The 22,938-nt window shown below is 71.8% G+C and carries 22 protein-coding genes; 6 read left to right on the plus strand and 16 right to left on the minus strand.

From position 1 onward, the window contains the following. Nucleotides 1-38 precede the first annotated feature (38 nt). Nucleotides 39-1,505, minus strand: a complete 1,467-nt coding sequence (locus ABZU76_RS17545) for a fatty acid--CoA ligase family protein (protein ID WP_354870376.1) — start codon at nucleotides 1,503-1,505, stop codon at nucleotides 39-41. A gap of 65 nt (nucleotides 1,506-1,570) precedes the next feature. Here ABZU76_RS17545 and ABZU76_RS17550 point away from each other — a divergent pair, with 65 nt between their 5' ends. Then, nucleotides 1,571-2,179 (plus strand): TetR/AcrR family transcriptional regulator, encoded by a 609-nt coding sequence (locus ABZU76_RS17550; RefSeq protein WP_354870379.1) that lies wholly within the window; start codon nucleotides 1,571-1,573, stop codon nucleotides 2,177-2,179. Nucleotides 2,180-2,195: 16 nt separating this feature from the next. Here ABZU76_RS17550 and dxs read toward each other — a convergent pair whose 3' ends face one another. Further along, complete coding sequence (dxs, locus tag ABZU76_RS17555) at nucleotides 2,196-4,094, minus strand: 1-deoxy-D-xylulose-5-phosphate synthase (protein WP_354870381.1); 1,899 nt, start codon at nucleotides 4,092-4,094, stop codon at nucleotides 2,196-2,198. Nucleotides 4,095-4,228: 134 nt separating this feature from the next. Between dxs and ABZU76_RS17560 the strand changes: the two genes are divergently transcribed. Then, nucleotides 4,229-5,455, plus strand: a complete 1,227-nt coding sequence (locus tag ABZU76_RS17560; RefSeq protein ID WP_354870383.1) for a hypothetical protein — start codon at nucleotides 4,229-4,231, stop codon at nucleotides 5,453-5,455. 318 nt (nucleotides 5,456-5,773) lie between these two features. On the opposite strand, the gene ABZU76_RS17565 is transcribed toward ABZU76_RS17560, so the two are convergent. Then, nucleotides 5,774-6,343, minus strand: coding sequence for a helix-turn-helix domain-containing protein (locus ABZU76_RS17565; RefSeq protein ID WP_354870386.1), 570 nt, complete (start codon nucleotides 6,341-6,343; stop codon nucleotides 5,774-5,776). 136 nt (nucleotides 6,344-6,479) lie between these two features. Between ABZU76_RS17565 and ABZU76_RS17570 the strand changes: the two genes are divergently transcribed. After that, nucleotides 6,480-7,358 (plus strand): alcohol dehydrogenase catalytic domain-containing protein, encoded by an 879-nt coding sequence (locus ABZU76_RS17570; RefSeq protein WP_354870389.1) that lies wholly within the window; start codon nucleotides 6,480-6,482, stop codon nucleotides 7,356-7,358. On the opposite strand, the gene ABZU76_RS17575 is transcribed toward ABZU76_RS17570, so the two are convergent. Both ABZU76_RS17575 and ABZU76_RS17580 read right to left on the minus strand, forming a co-directional pair. Further along, nucleotides 7,348-7,638, minus strand: coding sequence for a hypothetical protein (locus ABZU76_RS17575; protein ID WP_220240367.1), 291 nt, complete (start codon nucleotides 7,636-7,638; stop codon nucleotides 7,348-7,350). The two genes, ABZU76_RS17570 and ABZU76_RS17575, sit on opposite strands and share 11 nt — an antisense overlap. Before the next feature lie 85 nt (nucleotides 7,639-7,723). Next, a complete protein-coding gene (locus ABZU76_RS17580) occupies nucleotides 7,724-9,187 on the minus strand; it encodes an amidase (RefSeq protein WP_354870392.1) in 1,464 nt (487 codons plus the stop codon). Nucleotides 9,188-9,276: 89 nt separating this feature from the next. Here ABZU76_RS17580 and ABZU76_RS17585 point away from each other — a divergent pair, with 89 nt between their 5' ends. Then, nucleotides 9,277-9,762: a helix-turn-helix domain-containing protein gene (locus ABZU76_RS17585; RefSeq protein ID WP_354870394.1), complete on the plus strand. Its 486-nt coding sequence runs from the start codon at nucleotides 9,277-9,279 to the stop codon at nucleotides 9,760-9,762. Nucleotides 9,763-9,882: 120 nt separating this feature from the next. On the opposite strand, the gene ABZU76_RS17590 is transcribed toward ABZU76_RS17585, so the two are convergent. Both ABZU76_RS17590 and ABZU76_RS17595 read right to left on the minus strand, forming a co-directional pair. Further along, nucleotides 9,883-10,074, minus strand: a complete 192-nt coding sequence (locus ABZU76_RS17590) for a hypothetical protein (RefSeq protein ID WP_354870397.1) — start codon at nucleotides 10,072-10,074, stop codon at nucleotides 9,883-9,885. Further along, entirely contained in the window at nucleotides 10,071-10,277 is a 207-nt protein-coding gene (locus ABZU76_RS17595; RefSeq protein ID WP_354870400.1) for a hypothetical protein, read from the minus strand. Before ABZU76_RS17595 ends, ABZU76_RS17590 begins: the two co-directional genes overlap by 4 nt. Before the next feature lie 388 nt (nucleotides 10,278-10,665). On the opposite strand from ABZU76_RS17595, the gene ABZU76_RS17600 reads away from it, so the two are divergent. Beyond that, nucleotides 10,666-12,171 (plus strand): DUF4118 domain-containing protein, encoded by a 1,506-nt coding sequence (locus ABZU76_RS17600; RefSeq protein WP_354870403.1) that lies wholly within the window; start codon nucleotides 10,666-10,668, stop codon nucleotides 12,169-12,171. A gap of 375 nt (nucleotides 12,172-12,546) precedes the next feature. Then, on the plus strand, nucleotides 12,547-12,909 hold the full coding sequence (locus ABZU76_RS17605; RefSeq protein WP_354870406.1) for a response regulator: 363 nt from the start codon (nucleotides 12,547-12,549) through the stop codon (nucleotides 12,907-12,909). Here ABZU76_RS17605 and ABZU76_RS17610 read toward each other — a convergent pair. The 9 genes from ABZU76_RS17610 to ABZU76_RS17650 all read right to left on the minus strand — a co-directional run bounded on the left by ABZU76_RS17610 (nucleotide 12,906) and on the right by ABZU76_RS17650 (nucleotide 22,926). Then, nucleotides 12,906-13,559 (minus strand): response regulator transcription factor, encoded by a 654-nt coding sequence (locus tag ABZU76_RS17610; RefSeq protein WP_354870408.1) that lies wholly within the window; start codon nucleotides 13,557-13,559, stop codon nucleotides 12,906-12,908. The two genes, ABZU76_RS17605 and ABZU76_RS17610, sit on opposite strands and share 4 nt — an antisense overlap. A 100-nt stretch (nucleotides 13,560-13,659) precedes the next feature. Then, nucleotides 13,660-14,241 (minus strand): lactate utilization protein C, encoded by a 582-nt coding sequence (locus ABZU76_RS17615; RefSeq protein WP_354870410.1) that lies wholly within the window; start codon nucleotides 14,239-14,241, stop codon nucleotides 13,660-13,662. Continuing rightward, nucleotides 14,238-15,689, minus strand: coding sequence for a lactate utilization protein B (locus tag ABZU76_RS17620; protein ID WP_354870843.1), 1,452 nt, complete (start codon nucleotides 15,687-15,689; stop codon nucleotides 14,238-14,240). The genes ABZU76_RS17615 and ABZU76_RS17620 overlap by 4 nt, the downstream gene beginning before the upstream one ends. A 17-nt stretch (nucleotides 15,690-15,706) precedes the next feature. Beyond that, nucleotides 15,707-16,432 (minus strand): (Fe-S)-binding protein, encoded by a 726-nt coding sequence (locus ABZU76_RS17625; protein ID WP_354870413.1) that lies wholly within the window; start codon nucleotides 16,430-16,432, stop codon nucleotides 15,707-15,709. Then, complete coding sequence (locus tag ABZU76_RS17630) at nucleotides 16,429-17,889, minus strand: rhamnulokinase family protein (protein WP_354870846.1); 1,461 nt, start codon at nucleotides 17,887-17,889, stop codon at nucleotides 16,429-16,431. Before ABZU76_RS17630 ends, ABZU76_RS17625 begins: the two co-directional genes overlap by 4 nt. Before the next feature lie 14 nt (nucleotides 17,890-17,903). Then, on the minus strand, nucleotides 17,904-19,355 hold the full coding sequence (locus ABZU76_RS17635; protein WP_354870416.1) for an L-fucose/L-arabinose isomerase family protein: 1,452 nt from the start codon (nucleotides 19,353-19,355) through the stop codon (nucleotides 17,904-17,906). A gap of 12 nt (nucleotides 19,356-19,367) precedes the next feature. After that, nucleotides 19,368-21,398, minus strand: a complete 2,031-nt coding sequence (locus ABZU76_RS17640; RefSeq protein ID WP_354870419.1) for a bifunctional aldolase/short-chain dehydrogenase — start codon at nucleotides 21,396-21,398, stop codon at nucleotides 19,368-19,370. Between the two features lie 2 nt (nucleotides 21,399-21,400). Next, nucleotides 21,401-22,576, minus strand: a complete 1,176-nt coding sequence (rhaI, locus tag ABZU76_RS17645) for an L-rhamnose isomerase (protein WP_354870849.1) — start codon at nucleotides 22,574-22,576, stop codon at nucleotides 21,401-21,403. Nucleotides 22,577-22,587: 11 nt separating this feature from the next. After that, nucleotides 22,588-22,926, minus strand: a complete 339-nt coding sequence (locus ABZU76_RS17650) for an L-rhamnose mutarotase (protein ID WP_354870422.1) — start codon at nucleotides 22,924-22,926, stop codon at nucleotides 22,588-22,590. Nucleotides 22,927-22,938 lie beyond the last annotated feature (12 nt).

Below are 22,938 nucleotides of genomic sequence, written 5' to 3' on the forward strand. Positions count from 1 at the left end.
GAATCGGACCGTTCACCCGGCCCCGAATCCCAGGGAAATCAGTGGTGCGGCAAGTGATCCACGACGTGCACCACCGTCGGGACCTTGTACGGCGCGAGGCGATCGCGCAGCCACTCGCGCAACGTCGTGGCCACAGTCGGATCCGTGGCGACGACGTAGGCCGCGACAGCCTCGCCCCACCGCGGATCGGCCACCCCGGTCACTTTGACGGCGGTGACGGCCGGGTGCGTGAGAACGACCGATTCCACCTCGTCCGGGTAGACGTGGAAGGACCCGGTGTTGATCATCCCGTCGAGCCGGCCGGTCAGGCGCAGGTAGCCGGCGTCGGTGAGCTCCGCGGTGTCGCCGAGCCCGCACCAGCCGTCCGCGTCCGCGAAGGCGGACGACACCATCGGGCCGCGGGTCCGGACTTCGCCACCGACGATCCGCAGGTCGACGGCGTCGATCGGACGGCCGCACGTCCCGGTCACCTGCGCGTCGTGGTCGAGCAGGCGCCGGTGGTCGCCGGGGGTGAGGACGGTGAGCGGCCAGCCGGCCTCGTAGCGGCCGTAGAGCTGGTAGAGCGTGTCGCCGAAGACGTGGTGCAGGCGGGCGAGCTCGGCTTCTTCCACCGGCGCGCCTCCGTACAGGACGCGGCGCAGCGAAGCCAGCCGGCCGGGATCGTCCACCGCGGTGGCGACCCGACTCAGCATGCCGGGAACGGCGAACAGCGTCGTGATCCTGTGCCGTTCGATCGCCTCGGCCATCGCGCCGGCGGAGAAGCGCGGCAGCAGAACCTGAGGAAGACCGAGGTGCAGGAAGGGAAAACTGCCGACCAGGCCGGTCGCGTGCATCAGCTGGACCACGGTCAGGTAGCGCTCGTCGGCGGCGAGCGACGGGCCGTACCCGCCGGTGCGGTAGAGGCCGACGTTGATCTCGATGATGGCGCGCCAGTTCGCGTAGCTGGTGGGGATGCCGAAGAGCTCGCCACCACGGACCGCGCGCGGATAGACGACCAGTGCTTGGTCCGGGCTGACGAAGACCCGGTCGAACCACTCGGGGCCGGGTGACGGCGAAGCGTCGTGGTGCACGAGAGTCGCCGCGCCGAGCGCGGTGCTCGTCCAGCCGGCCGAGTTGTCACGGACCTCTTCGTGGTGGCCGTCGGTCAGCACCGCCCGCGCGCCGCCCGCGTCGAAGATGGCCCGGGTTTCGGCCGTCGCCGCCGACGGTTCGACCGGCAGGCGCGTGGCCCCGGCGAGCTCCGTGGCGATGAACGCTTCGAGCGCGGCCGCGCTGTTGCGGAACGACAGGCCGACCGTCGCGCCCGTCAGCCCGCGCTCGACGAGCCGGCCCGCCAGTGAACGCGCCCGTCGCAGCAGGTTTTCGCCGGTGCGGGTCACGGTGCCGTCGGGGCTCGAGGTGAGCACGGTGGCGGCTGCTCGGGTCAGCGCGTCCCGGATCTCCCGGCCCGCTTCGACCCCGGAGGGACAGTCCATGGTGTCCTCATCGTCGGTGAGAACGTTCATTCTCACGGTGCTGGTAGTCTAGGGTTCACTTTTTCGACCGTCAACGTCCGCTTACGTGAGGTGCCGTGACCAGCGCCGAGGAACTCCGAGACCCCGTCCGCGAGCAGCTGCTCGACGCCGCCGAGCAAGTGTTCTACTCGCGGGGCATCCAGGCCGTGGGCATGGATCGGCTGCGGACCGCGGCGAACCTGCCGCTGCGCCGGATCTACCAGCTCTACCCCAGCAAGGACGACCTCGTGGTCGCCTTCCTGCGGCGGCGCCACGAGCGCATGATGGGCAGCATCGCCGAGTTCGTGGCCAAGGCCGACGAGCCGCACGCCCGCGTGGCCGCGATCTTCACCTGGTTGCACCGCTGGTTCTGCGAGGCCGACTTCCGCGGCTGCCCGTGGATGAACGCGTTCGGCGAGCTCGGCGCGACGACCCCGCCGGTCGCCGCCGAGGTGCACCACCACCAGCGCGAGTTCCGCAAGCTGCTGTCCGGCATCGTCACCGACGCCGGCTTCTCCCGCGAGGCCGGCACCGCCGTGTACCTGCTGGCCGAGGGCGCGGTCTCCGCGGCAGCCGTCCAGCGCACCGCCACCCCGGCGGCGGAGGCCCGCCGGACGGCCGAGATCATCCTCGGCGCCGAAACGCCCGGCCGCTTTCGCCGCGGCGCTGCCCGCGCCCAGTCCTGAGCGCGGGCGGCAGCCGTCAGGCCGACGGTGCGGTGGTTTCCTCTGTGGACACCGCGAGAGCGGCGCCCCACTCGGTGATCCGGGTGCGGATGGCCTGCGCGGACAGGCCGAGGCGAGCCCGCACGTCGTCGAGTTTGCCGTGGGCCGGGAACTCGTCCGGCACGCCGATTTCGCGGACCGGGGTGTCGACGCCGGCGGTGTGGAGCTGCTGCACGATCCGCGAGCCGACTCCCCCGGCGACCACGCCGTCCTCCGCGGTGACCACCAAACCCGCGCCGCCGGCGAGGGAAACGAGCGCGGCGGGCAGCGGCTTCACCCATCGGGGATCCACCACGCGAACCGTGAATCCGGCGTCGGCGATTCCCGGCGCCGCGGTGAGAACGTCCGTGGCCATGGTGCCGATCGCGACGACGAGGACGTCGACGTCACCTTCGCCGGACTCCCGCAGGACGTCGACGTCCCCCTCGCGACGGATCGCCGACACGCTGGTGACCAGCGGCGACTTGGGGAACCGCACGACACTCGGACCCTCGTCATGGGCCACCGCCTCCCGCAGCGCGGCCTGCAACGTCGCTTCGTCCCGAGGCGCCGCCTGCACGAGCCCCGGCACCATCCCCAGCAACGCGTAGTCCCACACCCCGTTGTGCGAAGGCCCGTCCGCGCCGGTCACGCCGGCGCGGTCGAGCACGAGCGTGACCGGCAGCCGGTGCAGCGCGACGTCGAAGAGGAGCTGGTCGAACGCGCGGTTGAGGAACGTCGAGTACAGCGCCACCACCGGGTGCGCGCCGGCGGAGGCGAGGCCGGCCGCGGACGTCATGGCGTGCTGCTCGGCGATCCCGACGTCGTGGAAGCGCTCGGGGAACGCGCGCGCGAACTTGCCCAGGCCCGTCGGCTCGCGCATCGCCGCGGTGATCGCGACGAGGTCCTCGCGCTCGGCGCCCAGCGCGGTGATCTCGTCGGCGAACACCGACGTCCAGGTGCGCTTTTTCGCGGCCAGCGGTCGTCCCGTGGCGATGTCGAAGGCGGCCGGAGCGTGCATCTGCTCGACGTCGTCGTTCTCCGCGGGCGTGTAGCCGTGGCCCTTGCGCGTGACCGCGTGCACGAGCACCGGCTCACCGAAGTTCTTCGCCAGCGTGAAAGCCCGTTCGAGCGCGGCAAGGTCGTGGCCGTCGACCGGGCCGACGTACTTGAGCCCGAGATCCTCGAACATCCCTTGCGGCGCCAGGAGATCCTTCACCCCGCGTTTCACGCCGTGCAGCACGTCGTACACCAGTGGCGCCCGCTCCAGCGCCCCCTTCACGGAGTCCAGCACCCGTTCGTAGCCCGGCTGCAGGCGCAGCTTGGCGAGCCGGTCGGCCAGCGCGCCGGCGGTGGGCGAGTACGAGCGGCCGTTGTCGTTGACCACGATCACCACCGGTCGCCGGGCCGCGGCGATGTTGTTGAGCGCCTCCCAGGTCATGCCGCCGGTGAGGGCGCCGTCGCCGGTCACCGCGACCACACAGCGTCGCTCGCCGCGCAGTTCCAGGCCTTTCGCGAGGCCGTCGGCGTAGGACAGTGCCGTGGAGGCGTGGGAGTTCTCGATCCAGTCGTGCTCGCTCTCCGCGCGCGCGGCGTAGCCGGACAGCCCATCGGTCTGGCGCAGCCGCTCGAAGCCCTCGCGCCGGCCGGTGAGGACTTTGTGGACATACGTCTGGTGCCCCGTGTCGAACAGGATCGGCTCGGCCGGCGAGTCGAACACCGCGTGCAGCGCCACTGTCAGCTCGACGACACCCAGGTTCGGCCCGATGTGCCCACCGGTCGCCGACACCGTCCGGATCAGGAACTCCCGGATCTCACCGCACAGCGCCACTCGGTCCTCGAAGCTCAGCCGCCGCACGTCTTCCGGGCTCGAAACGCCCGAGAGCAGGCCGGTCATGCCACTCCCCTCGCCAACCGGCCCACTTGGCCGGAGCCACCCGAACGTACAACACAGTGAGAATGATCGTTCTCAGAGGTCTGAGTAAGCTGAACAAACGGGTTCCTGACAATCTTCGGTTACCGTCCCCGCCCATGCGGCTGATCATGAAGACGACGGTGCTCGCCGTCGCGGCGATCGTGGCGGGATCCGGCACAGCGGTGGCGACCGGGAACCCGGCGGACGCCCGCCGGGTCGAGACGGTGACCTACCACCTCGGCGACCAGGCCTTCACGCCTCCGGCGGACCTCGGCAACGAAGGCAAGAACGAGCTCGACGGCGTCGTCTACTACCCCTCCGACGTCTCCGCCGGCACCCATCCCCTGATCATGATCGAACACGGCTCCTGGCAGACCTGCGCCGACCGCGCGGCGACCGACGCCAACACCGCGGCCCAGGCCGCCCTGGCAGCGGCCGAAAAGGCCGGCGACGACGCGGAAGCGGCGCGGCAGCAGAAGATCGTCGAGCAGACGTCCGCGCGGATGTGGACGTGGCCCTGCGCCCCCGGCGTGCCGCCGATGCCCAGCAACGCCGGCTACGAGTACCTCGGACGGCAGCTCGCGCAGCTCGGGTTCGTGGTCGTGTCCATCGGCACCAACGGGATCAACGCGACGGCGGCCGGCCAGGCGCCGACCGTCTACTACACGCGGGCGGCGCTGCTCAACGCCCAGCTCACCCTGTGGCAGCAGCTGGCTTCGAACGGGCAGGGACCCCTGCACGGCCACTTCACCGACCCGGCCACCGGAAAACCGCGCAACGTCGGCTTCCAGGGCCACCTGAACATGGGTGACGTCGGCACCCTCGGCCACTCGATGGGCGGCGGCGGAGTCCTGCAGCAGGCCGCCGACCAGCGCCACGGCGACTGGCCCGCCGGCGTGACCGTGAAGGCCGTGTTCGCCCTCGCGCCCACCGACAACTGGAACGACGAGCCCGTCACGCAGGTCCCGTTCGCCCAGATGTGGGGCACGTGCGACCAGGTCAACACCGGCAACTACTTCGCGGGCAACTCCGGCGCCAACCAGGTCCCGATCTACCGCTACACGCTCACCGGCGGCAACCACGACAGCTACAACACCGAATGGTCCCCGAGCGGCCACCAGGTCGGCAGCCACGACGACGCCCTCCCCGGCACCCGCCCGGGCACGTGCGCGTCCCAGTTCCCCGACGGCCCGCAGCAGGACCAGCCCCAGCTCACGGAGACCCGGCAGCGCGCGTCACCTCGGCCTACGTCACCGCGTTCTTCCAGCGCTTCCTCAACGGCCGCAACGACTTCGACCCCGTACTCACCGGCAAGCGCCGCCCGGCCGGCCTGCCGGACGTGATCGACGTCGGCTACACCCCGGCGGTCAGCTCGCGCTGATCCCGGTCGGTTCTTCAGGGGAGGCGCCGCGGGGTTCCGGCAGGTCCACGACGGGCGGGAGCACCCGCGGCGCCTGCGCGGCGTCGAGAGCGGGGGCTGGCGACCCAGCTCATCGTGACGGGTTTCCCTTCTCCGGAAGGCAGAACTTCACGGCCAGCCGCGTCGGTCCGGTGCCGCTCGGCGGGCTCGGCACTGGTCGGCAGACTCGGCGCCCCTGGCCCGGCGGGCACGGCTCAGCCGACCCGGCGCACGTCGGCCGAAGCACCCGCCCGCCGACTGGTCAGCCCGGCACCGCCAGGCCGTGCATTGCCGTGGAGAGCAGGCGTTCCACCAGGTCCGAGGTGCCGCCGGGTTGCTGGGCCGCCCAGGCCAGGCCGAGTGCCAGCGAGATCACCTCGTAGACCGTGATGTCGGCGCGCACGCGGCCGGTTTCCTGGGCGCGGGCCAGCAGCTGCCCGGCGGACGAGCGCATCGCGGCGCACGATGCGTGCAGCGCCGAGTCCTCGTCCGCCAGCGCCGCCATGATCGACTCCGGCAGGCCCAGGTAGGTGCGCACGCCCGTCGCCATTTCGTTCAGCCAGGTGAGCAACGCGTCGTGCGCCGCGAGGTCAGGACTACTCGCCAGCGATTCCGCCCGCGCGCGCAACGCCGCGAAGTTGCTGTCCAAAAGGGACTCCAGCAGCGCCGCCCGGGTCGGGAAGTGCCGATACAGCGTGCCGATGCCCACGCCGGCCCGCCGGGCGACGTCCCGTAGCGACGCGTCGGTGCCCTGGTCCGCGAAGGCCTCGCGCGCGGCGGCCAGCAGCAGCTCCCGGTTGCGCGGCACCTCGGACTGCGTGGCTTTGGTCACGCGAGCCCTCCCACCTTGACGTCACGGAGCACTGCTCCGTAGCTTTGAAGTGCACCGGAGCAGTGCTCCGGCCGACGTCGAGTATACGCCCGGCGAGCCCGCCGGCACCGGCAGATCCGCCAGAAAGGACCACGTCATGCGTGCGGTCATCCTCACCAGCCCGGGCGAGCCGGAGGTCGTGGAGCTGCCCGATCCCCACCCCGCGGACGGGCAGCTCCGGATCCGGATGGCCGGCGCGGCCGTGAACCCGGCCGACCTCCACGTGATCGACAGCGGCCACACGGGAGTCGGGCTCGGGCTCGACGTGGCGGGTGTGGTGGACGAGGTCGGCCCCGGGGTCACCGAGTTCGCCGTGGGCGACCGCGTCGCGGCTCTGCAGTTCCCGCACGCGCCCCACGCCGTCGCGGGTGCCGCCGCCGAGTACGTGCTCGTGCCGGCGAAAGACGCCGCCGTAGTGCCGGACGGTGTCGACCTCCTCGACGCCGCCACCGTGCCCTGCAATTCCCTGACGGCAGCACAACTTCTCGCCCACCTCGGCCCGGCGGCAGGACGGCGGTTGCTGGTCACCGGCGCGGCCGGCGGGGTCGGCGGCTACGTCGTGGCACTCGCCGCGCAGGACGGCTGGTCGGTCATCGCCCTCGCCCGCGCGTCGGACACCGAGTTCCTGACCCGCGCCGGAGCGCGCGAAATCGTCACGGACCTGGCGCAAGCGTCCGAGGTCGACGCGGTGTTCGACACCGCCCTGCTCAACGAGGCCGCGTTGGCGCCGGTCCGCGCCAACGGTTCGTACGTCGGCATCTTCCCGGGCCGCGAACCCGCGCCCGAACGCGGCATCGACGTCACTTCCGCAGTCGTGTTCCCCGACGCCGCCGCCCTGACGCGGATGCTCGCCCTCACCGAAAAGGGAGTGCTCGAAGCCCGCCGCGCCGGCACCACCCCGCTGGCCGAGGCGCCGGCCGTCTACCCGAAGTTCCGGGCCGGCGGTCTGCGCGGCCGCCTGGTCCTCACTCCGTGAGCGAGCCGCGGACCACCGGACCGAAATCGTCGTACGCCGCGGCGACGTCCTCCAGGTCGAGCTCGCCCGGCAGGTCGTCCGCGTCCTGGCGCGCGAGCAGGTACGCCATGATCGCGCGCACCAGCCGTTCCTCCTCGATCCCGCCGAACTCCAGCTCGGACACGGTCGCGTTGTCCGACCTGAGCCGGATCAGGACCTCGTCGTCTCCACTGGGGACGCTGACGAGGTAATCGTGCTCGGCGAGCCGCTCGAACCGGACCTGCTGTGTCGTCACGTCCACGACTCCCTCCTCCTTCATGTGAGAACGGCCGTTCTCACCTGAAGGAGTCTAGGAACCGGCGACTGCCGAAGTCAATCCTGGGCGGTTAACCCCGAGGTGGCGCCGTGAACCCGCCGAGCTCGGCTTCCAGCAGCTCCGCGAGGTGGATCGTGGTGTGGTCCTCGAACATCGGCCCCACCAGCTGGACACCGACGGGCAGCCCCTCGTCGGACAGCCCCACCGGCGCGACGGTGGCCGGCAGCCCGGGCATCGACGCGATCCCGGCCCACACGAGCTGGCCGGGGTAAGGCTGGTCGACGCCGTCGACCGCGATCAGGCGGCCCCACTGGTCTTCGCTGTGGTCGTGCGGAAACGCCGGCGTCGGCATGGCCGGGCACAGCACGACGTCGAACTCCTCGAACAGCTCCCGCCAAGCCTGACGGTGACGCTGACGGACCGCGTCGGCCGCGAGCCAGTCGCGGTGGCTGATCACCGTGCCCCGTAGGTGTTCCGCCGCGAGACTGTGATCCTCGGGCCGCACCTCGGCGGCACGCCGGCGGAACTGCTCGTAGACCGGCGGCGGATAGCTCGCCCCGACGACGGAGTCGAAGAGCAGCACGAACGTCCGCGCAGCCTCCACCGGATCGGGCAGCAGCGGGCTGTCGTGCTCCACAACGGCGCCGGCACGAGTCAATACGTCGGTGACCCGCCGAATTCCGGCCCGCACGCTCGAAGACGTCGGCATCAGCGGATGATCCTCGACCACGAGCACGCGGTAGTCGGCGAGCGCGGTGCGCCGTGAAGGCGGAAGTTTCCTCGAGGCACCGCGGGGTGTCGTGACCGGATCCGGCTCGGCGAGCAGATCGAGCAGCAGCACGAGGTCGCTCGAGGTGCGGGCCATCGGCCCGATCACGGTGAGGTCCTTTTCGGACGGCAACGGCGGGTTCGGCGGCGCCGTGTGCCCCCGCGAGGGCAGCACTCCCTGCGACGCCTTGTGCGCGTACACACCGGTGAAATGCGCCGGAGCACGCAGCGAGCCCGCGATGTCGGACCCGATCGACAGTGCGCCGAACCCCGCGGCGAGCGCGGCGGCGGAGCCCCCGGACGAGCCGCCTGGCGTCCGCGTGGGATCCCACGGGTTGTTCGTGGTGCCGTAGATCGCGTTGTAGGTCTGCAGATCCCCCAGTCCCAAGGGGACGTTGGTTTTGCCGAGCACAATGGCGCCCGCCGCTTTCAGCCGCGCGACCGGCAGCGCGTCCTCGGCCGCGACGAAGTCCTTGAACGGCGGGATGCCCCACGTGGTCGGCAGGCCGGCGACGTTGAACGACTCCTTGACCGTGACCGGAATCCCCAGCAGCGGCCGGTCGTCCCCGCGTGCCAGCGCCGCGTCGGCTTCCCGCGCCGCCGCCCGCGCCCGGTCGAAGTCGCGCACGCACACCGCGTTGAGCTCCGGGTCGTACTTCTCGATGCGCGCGATCGCCGACTCCGTCAGCTCGACCGCGCTCACCTTGCCCGCGCGCAGAGCGGCGGACAGTTCGCCGGCCGTCGCGTAAGTCCAGTCCGCCTGCATCGGTAATCCCCCCTGCTGGGTTCGAATGGTCGAAGTCAGACTCTACGCAGCTGACTTCGGCAATCGCAACCCAGGGGTAGACTCACCGCATGGCGATGACACTGGAGGGCGCGGTGACCGACCGGCGCGGCTGGCTGGCCGAGAACTGCTCGATCACCAAGGCGATCGAGGTCGTGGGCGCCCGCGCGACCGTGCTCGTGCTGCGCGAGGCCTTCTACGGCACGACGCGCTTCGACGAGTTCGTCGACCGCACGGACCTCTCCCCCAGCGTCGCGGCCGCCCGGCTCAAGCAGCTCGTGGAGCTCGGCGCACTCGAGAAGCAGCCTTACCGCGAGCCCGGCTCACGTCCGCGCGACGAATACGTGCTCACCACGATGGGCCGCGATCTCTTTCCGGTCGTGCTCGCGCTGATGCAGTGGGCCGACAAGCACCTGCAGCCCGACGGCGGCCCGGTCCGGATCGTCGAGCGCGGCTCGGGAAAACCCGTCAGCGTCGCGCCCCACACCGACTCCGGCGAACCGCTTGACCTCGAAGACCTCGCCGTCGTGCCCAACGAGACCTGGGTGCGGCCGTGATGTCCGCCGGTGCGGGAACCCGCATCGCCACTCGCGAATTGGGAACCCGGCCGACGTCGCGGGGCGGGGGACACACGACCTCGGCCGGGCAGCTGCGGGGACGGCGGTCCGTCCCGGTTTTCATTGTCCGCCAGGGATTCCCTGGCAATCGGCGCGCTGTGGCACGCCTTCACCCGAGCCGCGCTCGGCCCGGTCGAGCAGCCAGCCGGTCGGCAGTCCGAGCCGCGCCGCCTGGCCGCGCAGGTCGAAGTCGTCCCAGCCCAGCAGCCGATCGCTCGACCACCAGTTCGGCGGTCCCACGTACTCGGTCACGCCGCACTCATTCCTCGCGAGACAACCGGCGCCGAGACGTCTTCGTCGGTCTGCGGGTTCGGCAGCCGGCACAGCGGCCCGCCGCCGGGGTGTGAGACGACGCGGCTGTCGGCGAGGAACCACAGGCGCTCGGCCGGGCGGCCGCACACGGAGCACGGGCAGCCGAAGAGCTGCAAACCCCAGCGGGAGAACTGCTCAGGCATGGCTCCTCCTCTCCGCGTTCGTGAGGCGCCGAGCGAAGAGCACGGCCGCGGGGCCGCTGCGCGGCAGCCCGCCCCAGCGCGTCCGCTGCCGAGGTCCGGCCGGGACGCGGCGGGCGGCGACCGCGCGTCCCCGGTCGGGCAAGCCGTGCTGACGCATCACGCTTCCACCTTCCGATCCGGAGCAGATCTCGGGGGGCGGGCGACATCTTCACGTCCCGGTGCCGGCTACCGCCATGGCTTTCGAGTCCTCACAGGATCGCCGGGACCGGCTCCGGTCCGCATTCCTGCCACCTGGAGTCCCCCGCCCCCGCTACCCGGACTTTCGCCCGTGGGCCGGGGGCTGGCTGTGCGCGCGGGCGGCGCCTATCCTCAGGGTGGGTGTTGCGGCGTGTCCAACGAAACGATGGTGCAGCGCCGCCGAACCGGAGAGCGCATGCGGCGGCGCTCCAGCGGCGCGCTCGCCGCGGGGGTCGCCGTCGCCGCCGTCACGGGTGTCGCGCTGCTGCTCGAACCGCACGTGGACTCGGTGTCTCTGCTGATGCTGTACCTGGTCGTGGTGCTGCCGGTCGCCGTGATCTGGGGAACCGCCCTGGCGGTGGCCACCTCGTTGCTGAGCGTCGCCGTCCACGCGACCTTGTTCGCCCCGCCGCCCTCTGCCCTGCACCTCATCGACGCCCAGAACGCGGTCGCGCTGGGCGTCTTCCTCATCACGGCGGTCGTGGTGGGGACCCTCGCATCACGGCTTCAGCGCACGGCCCAGATCTCCGAGCGCCTGACCGACGAGCAGTCGGCCCTGCGCCGCGTCGCGACGCTCGTCGCTCAAGCTGTCTCGCCGCCGGAGGTCTTCGAAGCCGTGACGCGTGAGGTCGGCCTGCTCTGCGACGCCGACCTGGCCCGCATGGAACGGTACGAAGTGGACGGCACCGTCACCGGCGTCGCCGCCTGGACGCGGGTACCCGTCCACCTGGTCGTCGGGACGAAGATCGAGCTCGACGGGCTCAGTGTCGCGCGCGAAGTGCGCGTCACGGGCACACCGGTACGGCTCGCGAGCTTCGCCGGCGAGACGGGCGCGATCGCGCGCGAGGCCCGCAACCTGGGCATCCGGTCGTCCGTCGGCTGTCCGATCGTGGCGTCCGGCCGGCTGTGGGGCGTGATCGCCGCGTCGACGAAAAGCGCCGAACGCTTCCCGGACAACACCGAGGCGCAGATCGCCAGCTTCACCGAGCTCGTCGCCACCGCGATCGAAAACGCCGAGGCGCGTGCCGAGCTCCAGGCGTCGCGCGCACGCATCGTCGCCACCGCCGACCGGACCCGCCGGCGCATCGAGCGCGACCTGCACGACGGCGCCCAGCAGCAGCTCGTCTCGCTCGCTCTGCAGGTGCGCGCGGTCCAGGCGCTGATCCCCGACGAGTCCCTCGAGGCGCGCGGGGAGCTCGACCGCATCGCCGACGGGCTGTCCGACGCGCTGGACGCGCTTCGCGAGATGGCTCGCGGCATCCACCCCGCGCTGCTGGCCGAGCTCGGCCTCGTGCCCGCGCTCAAGGCCCTCGCGCGCCGCTCGTCGCAGAACATCGACCTCGACGTCCGCGCTGACGGGCGGCTCCCCGAGCCGATCGAGGTCGGCGCGTACTACGTCGTCGCCGAGGCGCTCACGAACGCGGCCAAGCACGCGCAGGCCGGCGCCATCACCGTCGTCGTGGAGACCGGCGCCGACGTGCTGCGCATCGCCGTGCAGGACGACGGCGCGGGCGGCGCCGACTTCGCCCGCGGCACCGGGCTGGCCGGGCTGAAGGACCGCGTGGAAGCGCTGGGCGGGCGGATCTTCCTCCACAGCCCACCCGGCGACGGCACGATGCTGCGCGCCGAGTTCCCGCTGGTCGGGCACGCAGGCTGAGCGGCCGTACCGGCCAGCCGGTAGGTGAGCTACCCGCTGGCCGGGCCCGGGGATTCCCGCTCGCCGTGACGACGGCGACCCCTCGAGGCGCCACACTGGGTGACCAGACGGAGGCGACAAAGGGTTCCTCGGGAAGAAGTCCGGTCATGACAGTCCACCACCACGCAAGCAACAGGTACTGCACCCGGTGCGGGCGCTGGCACAGCCATTGCGACGCCTGCGGCTGGTTCTGGTACGGCGCTTGCACTTTCGCGGAGGCGCTGCGGCGCATCCGGTTGCACCAGCTCGATGAGGTGTACGCGGACGGGGTGACCGGCCGTGGCCGTACCGGTTAGCGGGAATGCGCGTACTGCGTTGTTCTGGGAGGGTGGATACGTGCGGTGCCTGATCGTCGACGACAGTCCGGGTTTTCTGGTCGCGGCTCGTCGGTTGCTGGAGCGTGAGGGAGTCACGGTCGCAGGGGTGGCCCGGGGCGGAGCGGAAGCGTTGCGGTCCGTCGATGAGCTACGCCCCGACGTCGTGCTGGTCGACATCGACCTGGGCGGCGAGAGCGGTCTCGACCTGGTCGGGCGCCTGGCGCGTACGGACGCCGGCGGCTCGTCGCGCATCATCGTGATCTCGACCCATGCGGAAGAGGACTACCGCGACGTGATCGCCGAGGGTCCCGCGGTCGGGTTCCTGCCCAAGGCCATCCTGTCGGCGCGGGCGATCCACGGCCTGCTCGGCACGACCGGCTAGCGGTTGTCGAGGTAGGCCAGCACCGCCAGCACGCGGCGGTGGTCGTCCGTGGTCTCCGGCAGGTCCAGCTTGGCCAGCACGCTGCGTACGTGCTTCTCCACGGTCCCTTCCGTGACCCAGAGCCGGCGCGCGATCCCGCCGTTGGAGCGGCCCTCGGCCATCAGGCCCAGCACCTCGCGTTCACGGGCGCTCAGCGCGGCCAGCGGGTCGTTGCGGTGGCGGGCCTCGACGAGCTCCTGCACCAGCGCCGGCTCGACGACCGAGCCGCCCTTGGCGATCCGCCGGAGCGTGTCGAGGAACTCCCCGACGTCGGCAACCCGGCTCTTGAGCAGGTACCCGATGCCGCGGCCGCCGGCCAGCAGCTCCATCGCGTGGTCGACGTCGGCGTGGGCCGAGAGCACCAGGATGCCGATCTCGGGCAGCTCCTCACGGATGGTCCGCGCGGCCTCGAGCCCCTCGACGGTGTGGGTCGGGGGCATCCGGACGTCGACCAGGACCAGGTCGGGCCGGTGCTCCCGCACGAGGTCGAGCAGCTCGGCCGCGTCGCCCGCCTGACCGGCCACGGCGAACCCCGAGCGGTCGAGCAGGCTGGCCAGGCCCTCGCGCAGCAGCACGTCGTCCTCGGCCAGGACCACTCGTGGCACCGTCATCGCCACCACCGCTTTCGCCGCGGTGCTGCCCGGATGCCGCGGAAGTCATGTGGACAAATCGTCCCATAGCGCTTCGGCCGCCACCAACTCGTGCGGCGTGTCACGAACCGACGAGCACCACGTGCAGGGTCCGCGGCCCGTGCACGCCTTCGACGCGGTTCAGCTCGATGTCGCTCGTGGCGCTGGGCCCGCTGATCCACGTCTGCGGCCGGTCCGGGTCCAGCAGCGCGACCGCCTCGGGCACTCCCGGCACGATCTGGTCCTCGCGGACGACGCATACGTGCACGTCGGGAACCAGGCTGAGCGCGCGACGGCCCTGGCCCGGGCCGTGGTCGAGCACGAGCGTGCCGGTGCGCGCGATCCCGACGGCCGCGGTGGTGACCACGGCGTCGCAGGAGTCGAGGTCGTCGGCGTCGGCTGCCCCGCCGAGGCCGACCGGGAAGCCGTCGGGGACCAGGATGTTTTCAGCCGGACCCAGCGCGGCGCGGACGGTGTCGGCCAGGTCGGCCGGCGTGCACCGGCTGAGGGTGGCGCGGTAGTCGACCACGCGTTCGGCGAAGAGGGAAACCATGTCCGCGGGCGGTGGTGCGCCGCGGTAGCCCCTCGGCACGGGCGCCTCGGTCCGGTCGGCGTCCCGCAGAGCGCCGCGGACGGCCGCAAGGATCTCGTCGCGCGCGCTCATCGGCGGCCCGTCCGGCGCCACCACGCGCGGAAGGACTCCGGCGGTGGTGCGGGCAGGTCGCGGGCGCCGGTCCACAGCGAGGCGGGCCAGGGCAGCCGGCGCAGCGCGCGTCGGCCGCCGGGCAGCACGGCGCGGCCGAAGCGGTTCAACGCCTTGCCCGCCGCGCCCATCCCGCGTTCGGCGAGGGTGAGCCGCCGCGCGTCGGACAGGACCCAGGCCGCGGATTTCATCGCCACCGCTTCGGGTTTCGGCGCCCCGCCGCGGTGCGCGTCCACGACCTGGGAGCGCAGGTGGACCAGCACTTCGGGGATGTCGATGCGGACCGGGCACGCTTCGAAGCAGGCGCCGCACAGGCTGGAGGCGTACGGCAGCGAGTCGGTCTGCTCGTCGACGCCGACGCCCTTGAGCAGCGGGTTGAGGATCGCGCCGATCGGGCCCGGGTACACCGAGCCGTAGGCGTGGCCGCCGGTGCGTTCGTAGACCGGGCACACGTTGAGGCACGCCGAGCAGCGGATGCACCGCAGCGCCTGCCGCCCCACCTCGTCGGCCAGGGCACGGGTGCGGCCGTTGTCCAGCAGCACCACGTGCATCTCCTGCGGCCCGTCTCCGGGCGTGATCCCCGACCACGTGGAGGTGTAGGGGTTCATCCGCTCGCCGGTGCTGGAGCGCGGCAGCAACTGGAGGAACACGTCCAGGTCGGACCAGGTCGGCACGACCTTCTCGATGCCCACCACGGAAACCAGCACCTCGGGCAGCGTCAGGCACATGCGGCCGTTGCCCTCGGACTCGACCACGACCAGCGTCCCGCTGTCGGCGACCGCGAAGTTCGCGCCGGAGACGGCCATCTTGGCGCGCAGGAACTTCTCGCGCAGGTGCAGCCGCGCGGCGCCCGCGAGCTCGGCCGGTTCGTCGGTCAGGTCCTCGGGCGCGGGACGGCCCGCGGCGGCCATCCGGCGGCGGAAGATCTCGCGGATCTCCGCACGGTTGCGGTGGATCGCCGGTACCAGGATGTGACTGGGCAGATCGTCGCCGAGCTGCACGATCAGCTCGGCGAGGTCGGTCTCCCACGCGGTGATGCCCTGGGCTGCGAGCGCCTCGTTCAGCCCGATCTCCTGCGTGGCCATCGACTTGACCTTCACGACCTCGCCGACGCCGTGGCCGAGCGCGATCCGCGCGACGATGTCGCACGCCTCGGTCGCGTCACGGGCCCAGTGCACGGTCACGCCGCGGGACTGCAACGCCGCTTCCAGCGTCAGCAGGTGGTCATCGAGGTGCCGCAGCGTGTTGTCCTTGATCGCGGCGCCCGCGAGGCGCAGCTCCTCCCATTCGTCCACCTCCCCGACCACGGCCGCGCGTTTGGCGCGGATCGTGCCGGTGGCGTGGGCGAGGTTGCGGCGCAGCTGCGTGTCGGCCAGTGCCTCGCGCGCGGCCGTCGGAAACGCGGGCATACCGACGAACGTGGCGCTCACGCGTCCTCCTCGGTCGAGGCCAGTACGTCGGCCAGGTGCAGCACGCGGACGCCGGAGCGCTCGCGCGAGAGCAGGCCGCCGATGTGCAGCAGGCACGAGTTGTCGCCTGCGACGAGCACCTCCGCGCCGGTGTCGCGGACGTGGCGGGCCTTGTCCGCGCCCATGGCGGTGGAAGTCTCGGCGTTTTTCACCGCGAACGTCCCGCCGAACCCGCAGCACTCCTCCGCGGCAGGGAGCTCCACCAGGTCGAGCCCGCGCACGTTGCGCAGCAGCTGCAAGGGTTTGTCACCGACGCCGAGCATGCGCAGCGAGTGGCACGTCGGGTGATAGGTGACGCGGTGCGGGAAGTAAGCGCCGACGTCGGTCACGCCCAGCACGTCGACCAGAAACTCGCTCAGCTCATACGTTTTCGGCCCGGTCTCGGCCAGCCGCGGCTCCCCCGCACGCCGGGCGACCATCCCGTGCTGGTGGCGCGCCGAACCCGCACAGGACCCGGACGGGGTGACGATGTAGTCGTACCCGGCGAACGCGTCGGTGAAGGCGCGCACCACGGGCACCGCCTCGTCGAGGTAGCCGGTGTTGACCATCGGCTGCCCACAACAGGTCTGCGCCTCCGGGAAGTCCGCCTCGACGCCCAGGCGCCGCAGCAGCCGGAACACCGCCTTGCCGGTGTCGGGGAACATCGTGTCGTTGATGCACGTCACGAGCACGGCGACCTTCACGCCACCACCCCCGCCCCGCTCAGCCGCGCCTCGGCGGCGGTCCAGTTCCCGCCGCCCGGCTGGTAACGCCGCAGCGGCTGGGTTTCGCGGATCAGCCTACGCATGGCCGCGAGGTCCGGCAGGCCGGCACCGAGGGCCCGCGCCTGTACGAGGACGTTGCCCAGTGCCGCCGCCTCGACCGGCCCGGCCAGCACCGGGACGCCGCACGCGTCGGCCGTCAGCCGGCACAAAAGCTCGTTGCGGGCGCCGCCGCCGACGAGGTGCACCACGTCGACCGGCCGGCCCGTGACCTGCGCGGCCTGTCGGACCGCGCGCCGGTACGCGAGCGCGAGACTGTCCACAATGCACCGCACGAGCTCGCCCCGGCTTTCCGGCGGCCGCTGCCCGGTTTCACGGCAGGCGGCGGCGATGCGCGCGGGCATGTCGCCGGGCGGGAGGAACTCGGGGGCGTCGATGTCCACGACGGCCGCCAGCGCGGGTGCGGCGGCCGCCTCCGCGAGCACCGTCGCCAGGTCCGCGGGCTCGCCGTGCGCGGCCCAGGTCCGCAGGGTTTCGGTGAGCACCCACAGGCCCATCACGTTGCGCAGGAAGCGGATCTTGCCGTCGACGCCGGTCTCGTTGGTGAAGTTGGCCGCCAGCGCCGAGGCGCCGAGCTGCGGTTCGTCGAGCTCCAGCCCGACCAGCGACCACGTGCCGGAGGAGATGTAGGCGAAGTTCGTGCCGGGCTCGGCCGGCACCGCCACCACCGCCGACGCCGTGTCGTGCGAACCGACGGCGACCACCGGCAGCTCCGGTTTCCCGAGCTCTTCGGCCAGCGCCGGCAGCAGCGTCCCGATCCGCTCTCCCGGCTCGCGCAGCGGAGGCAGCAGCCGCGCCGGAATGCCGGCCCGCTCGGCGAGGTCGGCCGCCCAAGTCCGCTCGCGCACGTCGTAGAGCTGCGTAGTCGACGCGTTGGTGCGCTCCGCGCCGACGCTCCCCGTGAGCCAGTAGCCCAGCAGGTCCGGGATCAGAAGGATCTTCTCGGCCGCCGCGAGCCGGTCCCCTTCGGACACCAGCTGGTAGAGCGTGTTGAACGGCAGCTCCTGCAGCCCGGTGACGGCGAACAGCTCCGGCGCGGGGATCGTCCGGTGCACGAACTCCGCCACGCCGTCGGTGCGGGAGTCGCGGTAGTGCACGGGGTTGCCGAGCAGCCGGCCGTCGGCGCCGAGCAGCCCGTAGTCGACAGCCCACGAGTCGATGCCGACACCCGCCACCTCGCCGGCGTCGCCGAGCCCGGCCAGCACCTCGCGGTACAGCCCGAGCACATCCCAGTGCAGCGTGGAGCCGGTGGCGTTCGCGACCCGGACGCCACCGTTCGGAAACCGCCGCACTTCTTCCAGTTCGAGCCGCCCGGGCCCGACCGTCCCGGCCATCACCCGGCCGCTCGTGGCACCGAGGTCGACGGCGGCCACGCGCATCACCCGCACACCCATCAGCCGGACACCACGGTCAGCTCGAGTCCCAGCAGGTCCGCCACCGCCTTCAGCTCGGCGACGCGGTGACCGGTCCCCAGCGCCCAGTGGTGGTTCACCCCGGTGGCCGACCACGCGTCGGTCCACTCGCCGGGGTCGCAGCCGAAGTCCACCCGCGAGGTCGTGTTCCCGATCTGCAGCAGCGGCCCGGGCACGACCTCTCCTTCCGACGCGACGAGCACGAACGTGCCGTCGCGCAGCTGGCCGAGGCCGCACAGCGTCACCGGGCCGTGGTGCACGTCGAACTCGACGGACACGCCCCAGCCCCGCTTGCCGTGGTAGACGCCGAGCCCGCGCAGCAGCGGTTTGCGCGCGCTGATCGCCAGGTGCGCCGGGCCGTCGTGGCCCATCTCCACCACGTTGTCACGGAAGTTCAGCGCCTGCAGCTCGGTGAACGAACCACCGGCGCCGAGCCGGTCCAGCAGCAGCATCGCCAGTGACGCCCGCAGCTCGTACTCGCCGACCGTGGGCACTCCGCGGGCCGTGAGCAGCGACGCGCCGAGGATGAACCCCGCGCCGACGCGCTCGTGGGCCTCGCCGTCGAGCCCGCGGTGGTAGTACGCGAGCGAGTCCAGCCCGAAGTCCCCGACCAGGCGGTCCAGCGCCACCGAAACCTTGGCTCCCCAGGCGAAATCCTCGTCGACGACCGAACCGTCCACAGTGAACACTTCGCGTGCGAGCGCCATCCGGGCCGCCGTCTCGGCGTCGGTGACCTGCTCCACGCGCACGCGCAGGTCGTCGACCTCCAGGATCTCGACGTGCCCGCCGAGCTGAGCCGACACCAGCGTCGGATCGGTGGCCACGTCCATCATCCCCGGGTAAAGGTGCCCGAGCAGGCCGTGGCGGCCGTGCCGGAACGCCGCGCGCACGCCGGCCGCCTTGATCCACCGTGCGATCTTCACCCAGGCGCGCTCGTCCTCCAGGTACCCGGACACCGAGCGGAACTCGACGCCGACGCGGCGGAACGCGTTGGCCATCTCCGGCAGCGGGCAGGCCCCGCAGTAGGCCAGCCACGCGCCCGTGTCGAAGGACGCGTGGTCCATCGCCTCGGTGGGCTGCAAGTTCAGCAGCAGCACCGGCGAGCCCGAGCGCTGCGCGATCGGCGCCAGCATGCTCGACGTCAGGTACGTGGTCAGGAAGCCGATGATCAGGTCGCAGTCGGCCACCCGCAGCTTCTCCGCGGCTGCCGCGCCTTCGGCCGCATCGGAGATGAACCCGGCGTCGACCACTTCGCAGTCCAGTCCCGACAGACGCTCGGCGACCCGGCGCGCCGAGGCCTGCAACTGCGGCAGCAGGTCGGGGAACTGCGGCCAGTACGCGCCGAGCCCGCCGGCGACGAGGCCGACGCGGGTGCGGCGCGGGGTGATGCGGTCCAGTCCGGACGGGACGGGCCGCGCGAGCGTGTCGGTCATGAGGTCCTCTCCCTAGCGGAGGAAGGCCGCGGCCACCCCGGCGTCGACCGGGATGTGCAAGCCGGTGGTGTGGGTGAGGTCGCCGCCGGTCAGCGCGAACACCGCGGCGGCGACGTGCGCGGGCAGCACCTCCCGCTTGAGGATCGTGCGCTGGGCGTAGAACTCGCCGAGCTTCTCCTCCGGCACCCCGTAGACGGCCGCGCGCTGCGCGCCCCAGCCGCCGGCGAAGATGCCGGAGCCGCGCACGACGCCGTCGGGGTTGATGCCGTTGACGCGGATGCCGTGCTCGCCGAGCTCGGCCGCGAGCAGCCGCACCTGGTGGGCCTGGTCGGCCTTCGCCGCGCCGTAGGCGACGTTGTTGGGGCCGGCGAACACCGAGTTCTTCGAGGAGATGTACACGACGTCCCCGCCCATCCCCTGGGCGATCATCGCCCTCGCCGCGGCCTGCGACACCAGGAACGAGCCCTTGGCCATCACGTCGTGCTGCAGGTCCCAGTCGCGTTCCGTGGTCTCCAGCAGCGGCTTCGAGATCGAGAGCCCGGCGTTGTTCACGACCAGGTCGAGCCCGCCGAACGCCAGCACGGCCGCGTCGACGGCCGCGGCCACACCCGCCGCATCGGTCACGTTCGCCGTCACGGCGATGGCCTTGTCCGTGCCGCCGATGCCGGTCGCGACCTCCTCGGCCGCCTCGGTGTCGAGATCGGCGATGGCCACGCAGGCGCCCTCGGCCGCGAGCCGTTCGGCGATGGCCCGCCCGATGCCCGAGCCCGCGCCGGTGACCAGCGCGATCCGGCCGGCCAGCGGCTTCGGCTTCGGCAGCCGCTTGAGCTTGGCCTCCTCCAGCGCCCAGTACTCGATGCGGAACTTCTCGCTCTCCGCGATCGGCGCATACGTCGACACGGCCTCCGCGCCGCGCATCACGTTGATCGCGTTGACGTAGAACTCCCCCGCCACGCGCGCGGTCTGCTTGTCCTTGCCGAAGGAGAACATGCCGACGCCGGGCACCAGCACAATGGCCGGGTCGGCACCGCGCATGGCCGGCGAATCGGGCGTCGCATAACGCTCGTAGTAGGCGCGATAGGACTCGCGGTACTCCGCGTGCAGCTCCTTCAGCCGCGCGACGACGTCCTCCAGCGGCGCGGTCGCGGGCAGGTCGACCACCAGCGGCCGGACCTTGGTGCGCAGGAAGTGGTCCGGACACGACGTGCCCAGCGCGGCGAGCCGCCCGAGCTTCTCCCGCGAGAGGAACTCCAGCACCACGTCGGCATCGGTGTAGTGGCCGACCTGCCGCTGATCCGTGGACGCGAGTCCACGGACCAGCGGCGCCAGCGCCGCGGCCCGTGCGCGGCGCTCATCCTCCGGCAACCCCTCGAAACCGGGGACGACCATGCCGAACGGCTCGGCTTTGCCGCGTCCGGCGAGAAACTTCTCCGCAGTGCGGATGATCTCAAGCGAGTTGCGCCGGCTCTCCTCGGAAGTCGCGCCCCACGCCGTGATCCCGTGGCCCCCGAGGATCACGCCGATCGCGTGCGGGTTGGCCTCCTTCACCGCCGCGATGTCCAGGCCGAGCTGGAACCCGGGCCGGCGCCAGTCCACCCACGCGACGCGGTCGCCGAAGCACTCCTTGGTCAGCGCGGCACCGTCGGCCGCCGTGGCCAGGGCGATGCCCGAGTCCGGGTGCAGGTGGTCAACGTGCGCCGCCTCGACGAGACCGTGCATCGCGGTGTCGATCGACGGCGCCGCTCCGCCTCTCCCGTGCAGGCAGTAGTCGAACGCGGCGACCATCTCGTCCTCGCGCTCGACACCCGGGTAGACGTCGACGAGTGCGCGCAGCCGGTCGAGCCGCAGCACGGCGAGCCCAGCCTCCGTCAACGTGCCCAGGTCACCGCCGGAGCCCTTGACCCACAACAGTTCGACGGGCTTGGCGGTGACCGGGTCGAGCACCTCGCCCTTCGCGGAGGTGTTGCCGCCGGCGTAGTTCGTGTTCCGCGGATCGGCGCCCAGCGCGTTGCTGCGGGCGATGAGCTCCTCGGGCACGGTCATGCTCATGCTCCCCATCCGGCCTGCTGCCCGTCGGCACGCTCGGCCTCGATCTTCTGCTGGTAGCCACTGCGGTGGTAGGCGGCGACCGGGTCCGGGTCCAGCCCCGCGTCCTCGCGCACCTGCGCCAGGATCGGCCGCACGTCGGTGTTGTAGGCGTCCATCAGCACCGCGTTGGCGCCGAGCACGTCGCCGGACTGCTGGGCCGCGCGCAGAGCGTGCCGGTCCACGAGCAGCGCCTTGGCCGTGGCCTCCTGCACGTTCATCACCGAGCGGATGATCGCGGGGATCTTCGCCTCGATGTTGTGGCACTGGTCGAGCATGAAGTTGATGCCGTAGGCCGGGTCCAGCGCGTCACCGCGCACGATCTCGTACAGGATCCGGAACAGCTGGAACGGGTCCGCGGCGCCGGCCATCAGGTCGTCGTCGGCGTAGAAGCGCGAGTTGAAGTCGAATGCGCCGAGCTTCCCGGCCCGCAGCAGGAACGCGACGATGAACTCGATGTTCGTGCCCGGCGCGTGATGGCCGGTGTCGATGCACACCGTCGCCTTCTCACCCAGCTCGATGCAGTGGGCATAGGAGGTGCCCCAGTCGGGGACGTCGGTGGCGTAGAAGGCGGGCTCGAACAGCTTGTACTCCAGGAGCATCCGCTGGTCGTCGCCCAGGCGGTCGTACGCCTCGCGCAACGCGGCCGCGAGGCGGTCCTGGCGGTCGCGCAGGTCGTCCTGGCCCGGGTAGTTGAGGCCGTCGGAGAACCACAGCTTCAGGTCGCGCGAGCCCGTGGCGTCCATGATGGAGATCGCCTCGAGCAGGTGGTCGGTCGCCTTGCGCCGGATGCCCGCGTCGGGGTTGGTGACCGAGCCGAGCTTGTAGTCGTTGTCCTGGAACACGTTGGTGTTGATGGCGCCGATCCCCACACCGAGGTCCTCGGCATAAGAACGCAGCGCGGCGAAGTCGTCGACCCGGTCCCACGGGATGTGCAACGCGACGGTCGGCGCGACCCCGGTGAAGCGGTGCACGGTGGCCGCGTCGGCGATCTTCTCCGCCGCCGTACGCGGAACCCCGGCCTGGGTGAAGACCTTGAACCGGGTGCCGGAGTTGGCGAACGCCCACGAGGGGGTCTCGATCCGCTGCGCCCGCAGAGCGGATTTCACGGCTGTCAGGTCGGGCAAGTCGATCACGTCTTTTCCCGTCACGCGCTCGCGCGCTCGTCGTCCAGATGAAAAACCTCGGTGAGCAGGGCGAACCCCTCGTCGGGCCCGCGGCCGTCGAGTCCGGTGAAGAACTGCGCCATCTCGGCCTGCCACCGGGTGTTCACCTCAGTCTCGGCCATCGCGGCCTGCGCCGCGGCGAGGTCGTCGGCCTCGACGTAACCGATCAGCAGGCCGTCCTCACGCAGGAAGAGCGAGTAGTTGCGCCAGCCGGTGTCGCGCAGGGCCGCCTGCATGTCCGGCCACACGGCGCGGTGGCGCTCGGTGTACTCGGCCATCCGCTCGGGCCGCACCTGCAGCTGGAAGCAGTATCGCGCCACGGTCTCCGTCCT

The sequence above is a fragment of the Amycolatopsis sp. NPDC005232 genome (genome assembly GCF_040607795.1).
In the GTDB taxonomy this organism is placed as follows: Bacteria; Actinomycetota; Actinomycetes; order Mycobacteriales; family Pseudonocardiaceae; genus Amycolatopsis.

Excerpts from the sequence above, each read along its gene's own strand:
- ABZU76_RS17545 (WP_354870376.1), bottom strand. The coding sequence starts at position 1,505 with ATGAACGTTCTCACCGACGATGAGGACACCATGGACTGTCCCTCCGGG.
- dxs (WP_354870381.1), bottom strand. The coding sequence starts at position 4,094 with ATGACCGGCCTGCTCTCGGGCGTTTCGAGCCCGGAAGACGTGCGGCGG.
- ABZU76_RS17560 (WP_354870383.1), top strand. The coding sequence starts at position 4,229 with ATGCGGCTGATCATGAAGACGACGGTGCTCGCCGTCGCGGCGATCGTG.
- ABZU76_RS17570 (WP_354870389.1), top strand. The coding sequence starts at position 6,480 with ATGCGTGCGGTCATCCTCACCAGCCCGGGCGAGCCGGAGGTCGTGGAG.
- ABZU76_RS17580 (WP_354870392.1), bottom strand. The coding sequence starts at position 9,187 with ATGCAGGCGGACTGGACTTACGCGACGGCCGGCGAACTGTCCGCCGCT.
- ABZU76_RS17585 (WP_354870394.1), top strand. The coding sequence starts at position 9,277 with ATGGCGATGACACTGGAGGGCGCGGTGACCGACCGGCGCGGCTGGCTG.
- ABZU76_RS17595 (WP_354870400.1), bottom strand. The coding sequence starts at position 10,277 with ATGCCTGAGCAGTTCTCCCGCTGGGGTTTGCAGCTCTTCGGCTGCCCG.
- ABZU76_RS17610 (WP_354870408.1), bottom strand. The coding sequence starts at position 13,559 with ATGACGGTGCCACGAGTGGTCCTGGCCGAGGACGACGTGCTGCTGCGC.
- ABZU76_RS17615 (WP_354870410.1), bottom strand. The coding sequence starts at position 14,241 with ATGAGCGCGCGCGACGAGATCCTTGCGGCCGTCCGCGGCGCTCTGCGG.
- ABZU76_RS17620 (WP_354870843.1), bottom strand. The coding sequence starts at position 15,689 with ATGCCCGCGTTTCCGACGGCCGCGCGCGAGGCACTGGCCGACACGCAG.
- ABZU76_RS17630 (WP_354870846.1), bottom strand. The coding sequence starts at position 17,889 with ATGCGCGTGGCCGCCGTCGACCTCGGTGCCACGAGCGGCCGGGTGATG.
- ABZU76_RS17635 (WP_354870416.1), bottom strand. The coding sequence starts at position 19,355 with ATGACCGACACGCTCGCGCGGCCCGTCCCGTCCGGACTGGACCGCATC.
- ABZU76_RS17640 (WP_354870419.1), bottom strand. The coding sequence starts at position 21,398 with ATGACCGTGCCCGAGGAGCTCATCGCCCGCAGCAACGCGCTGGGCGCC.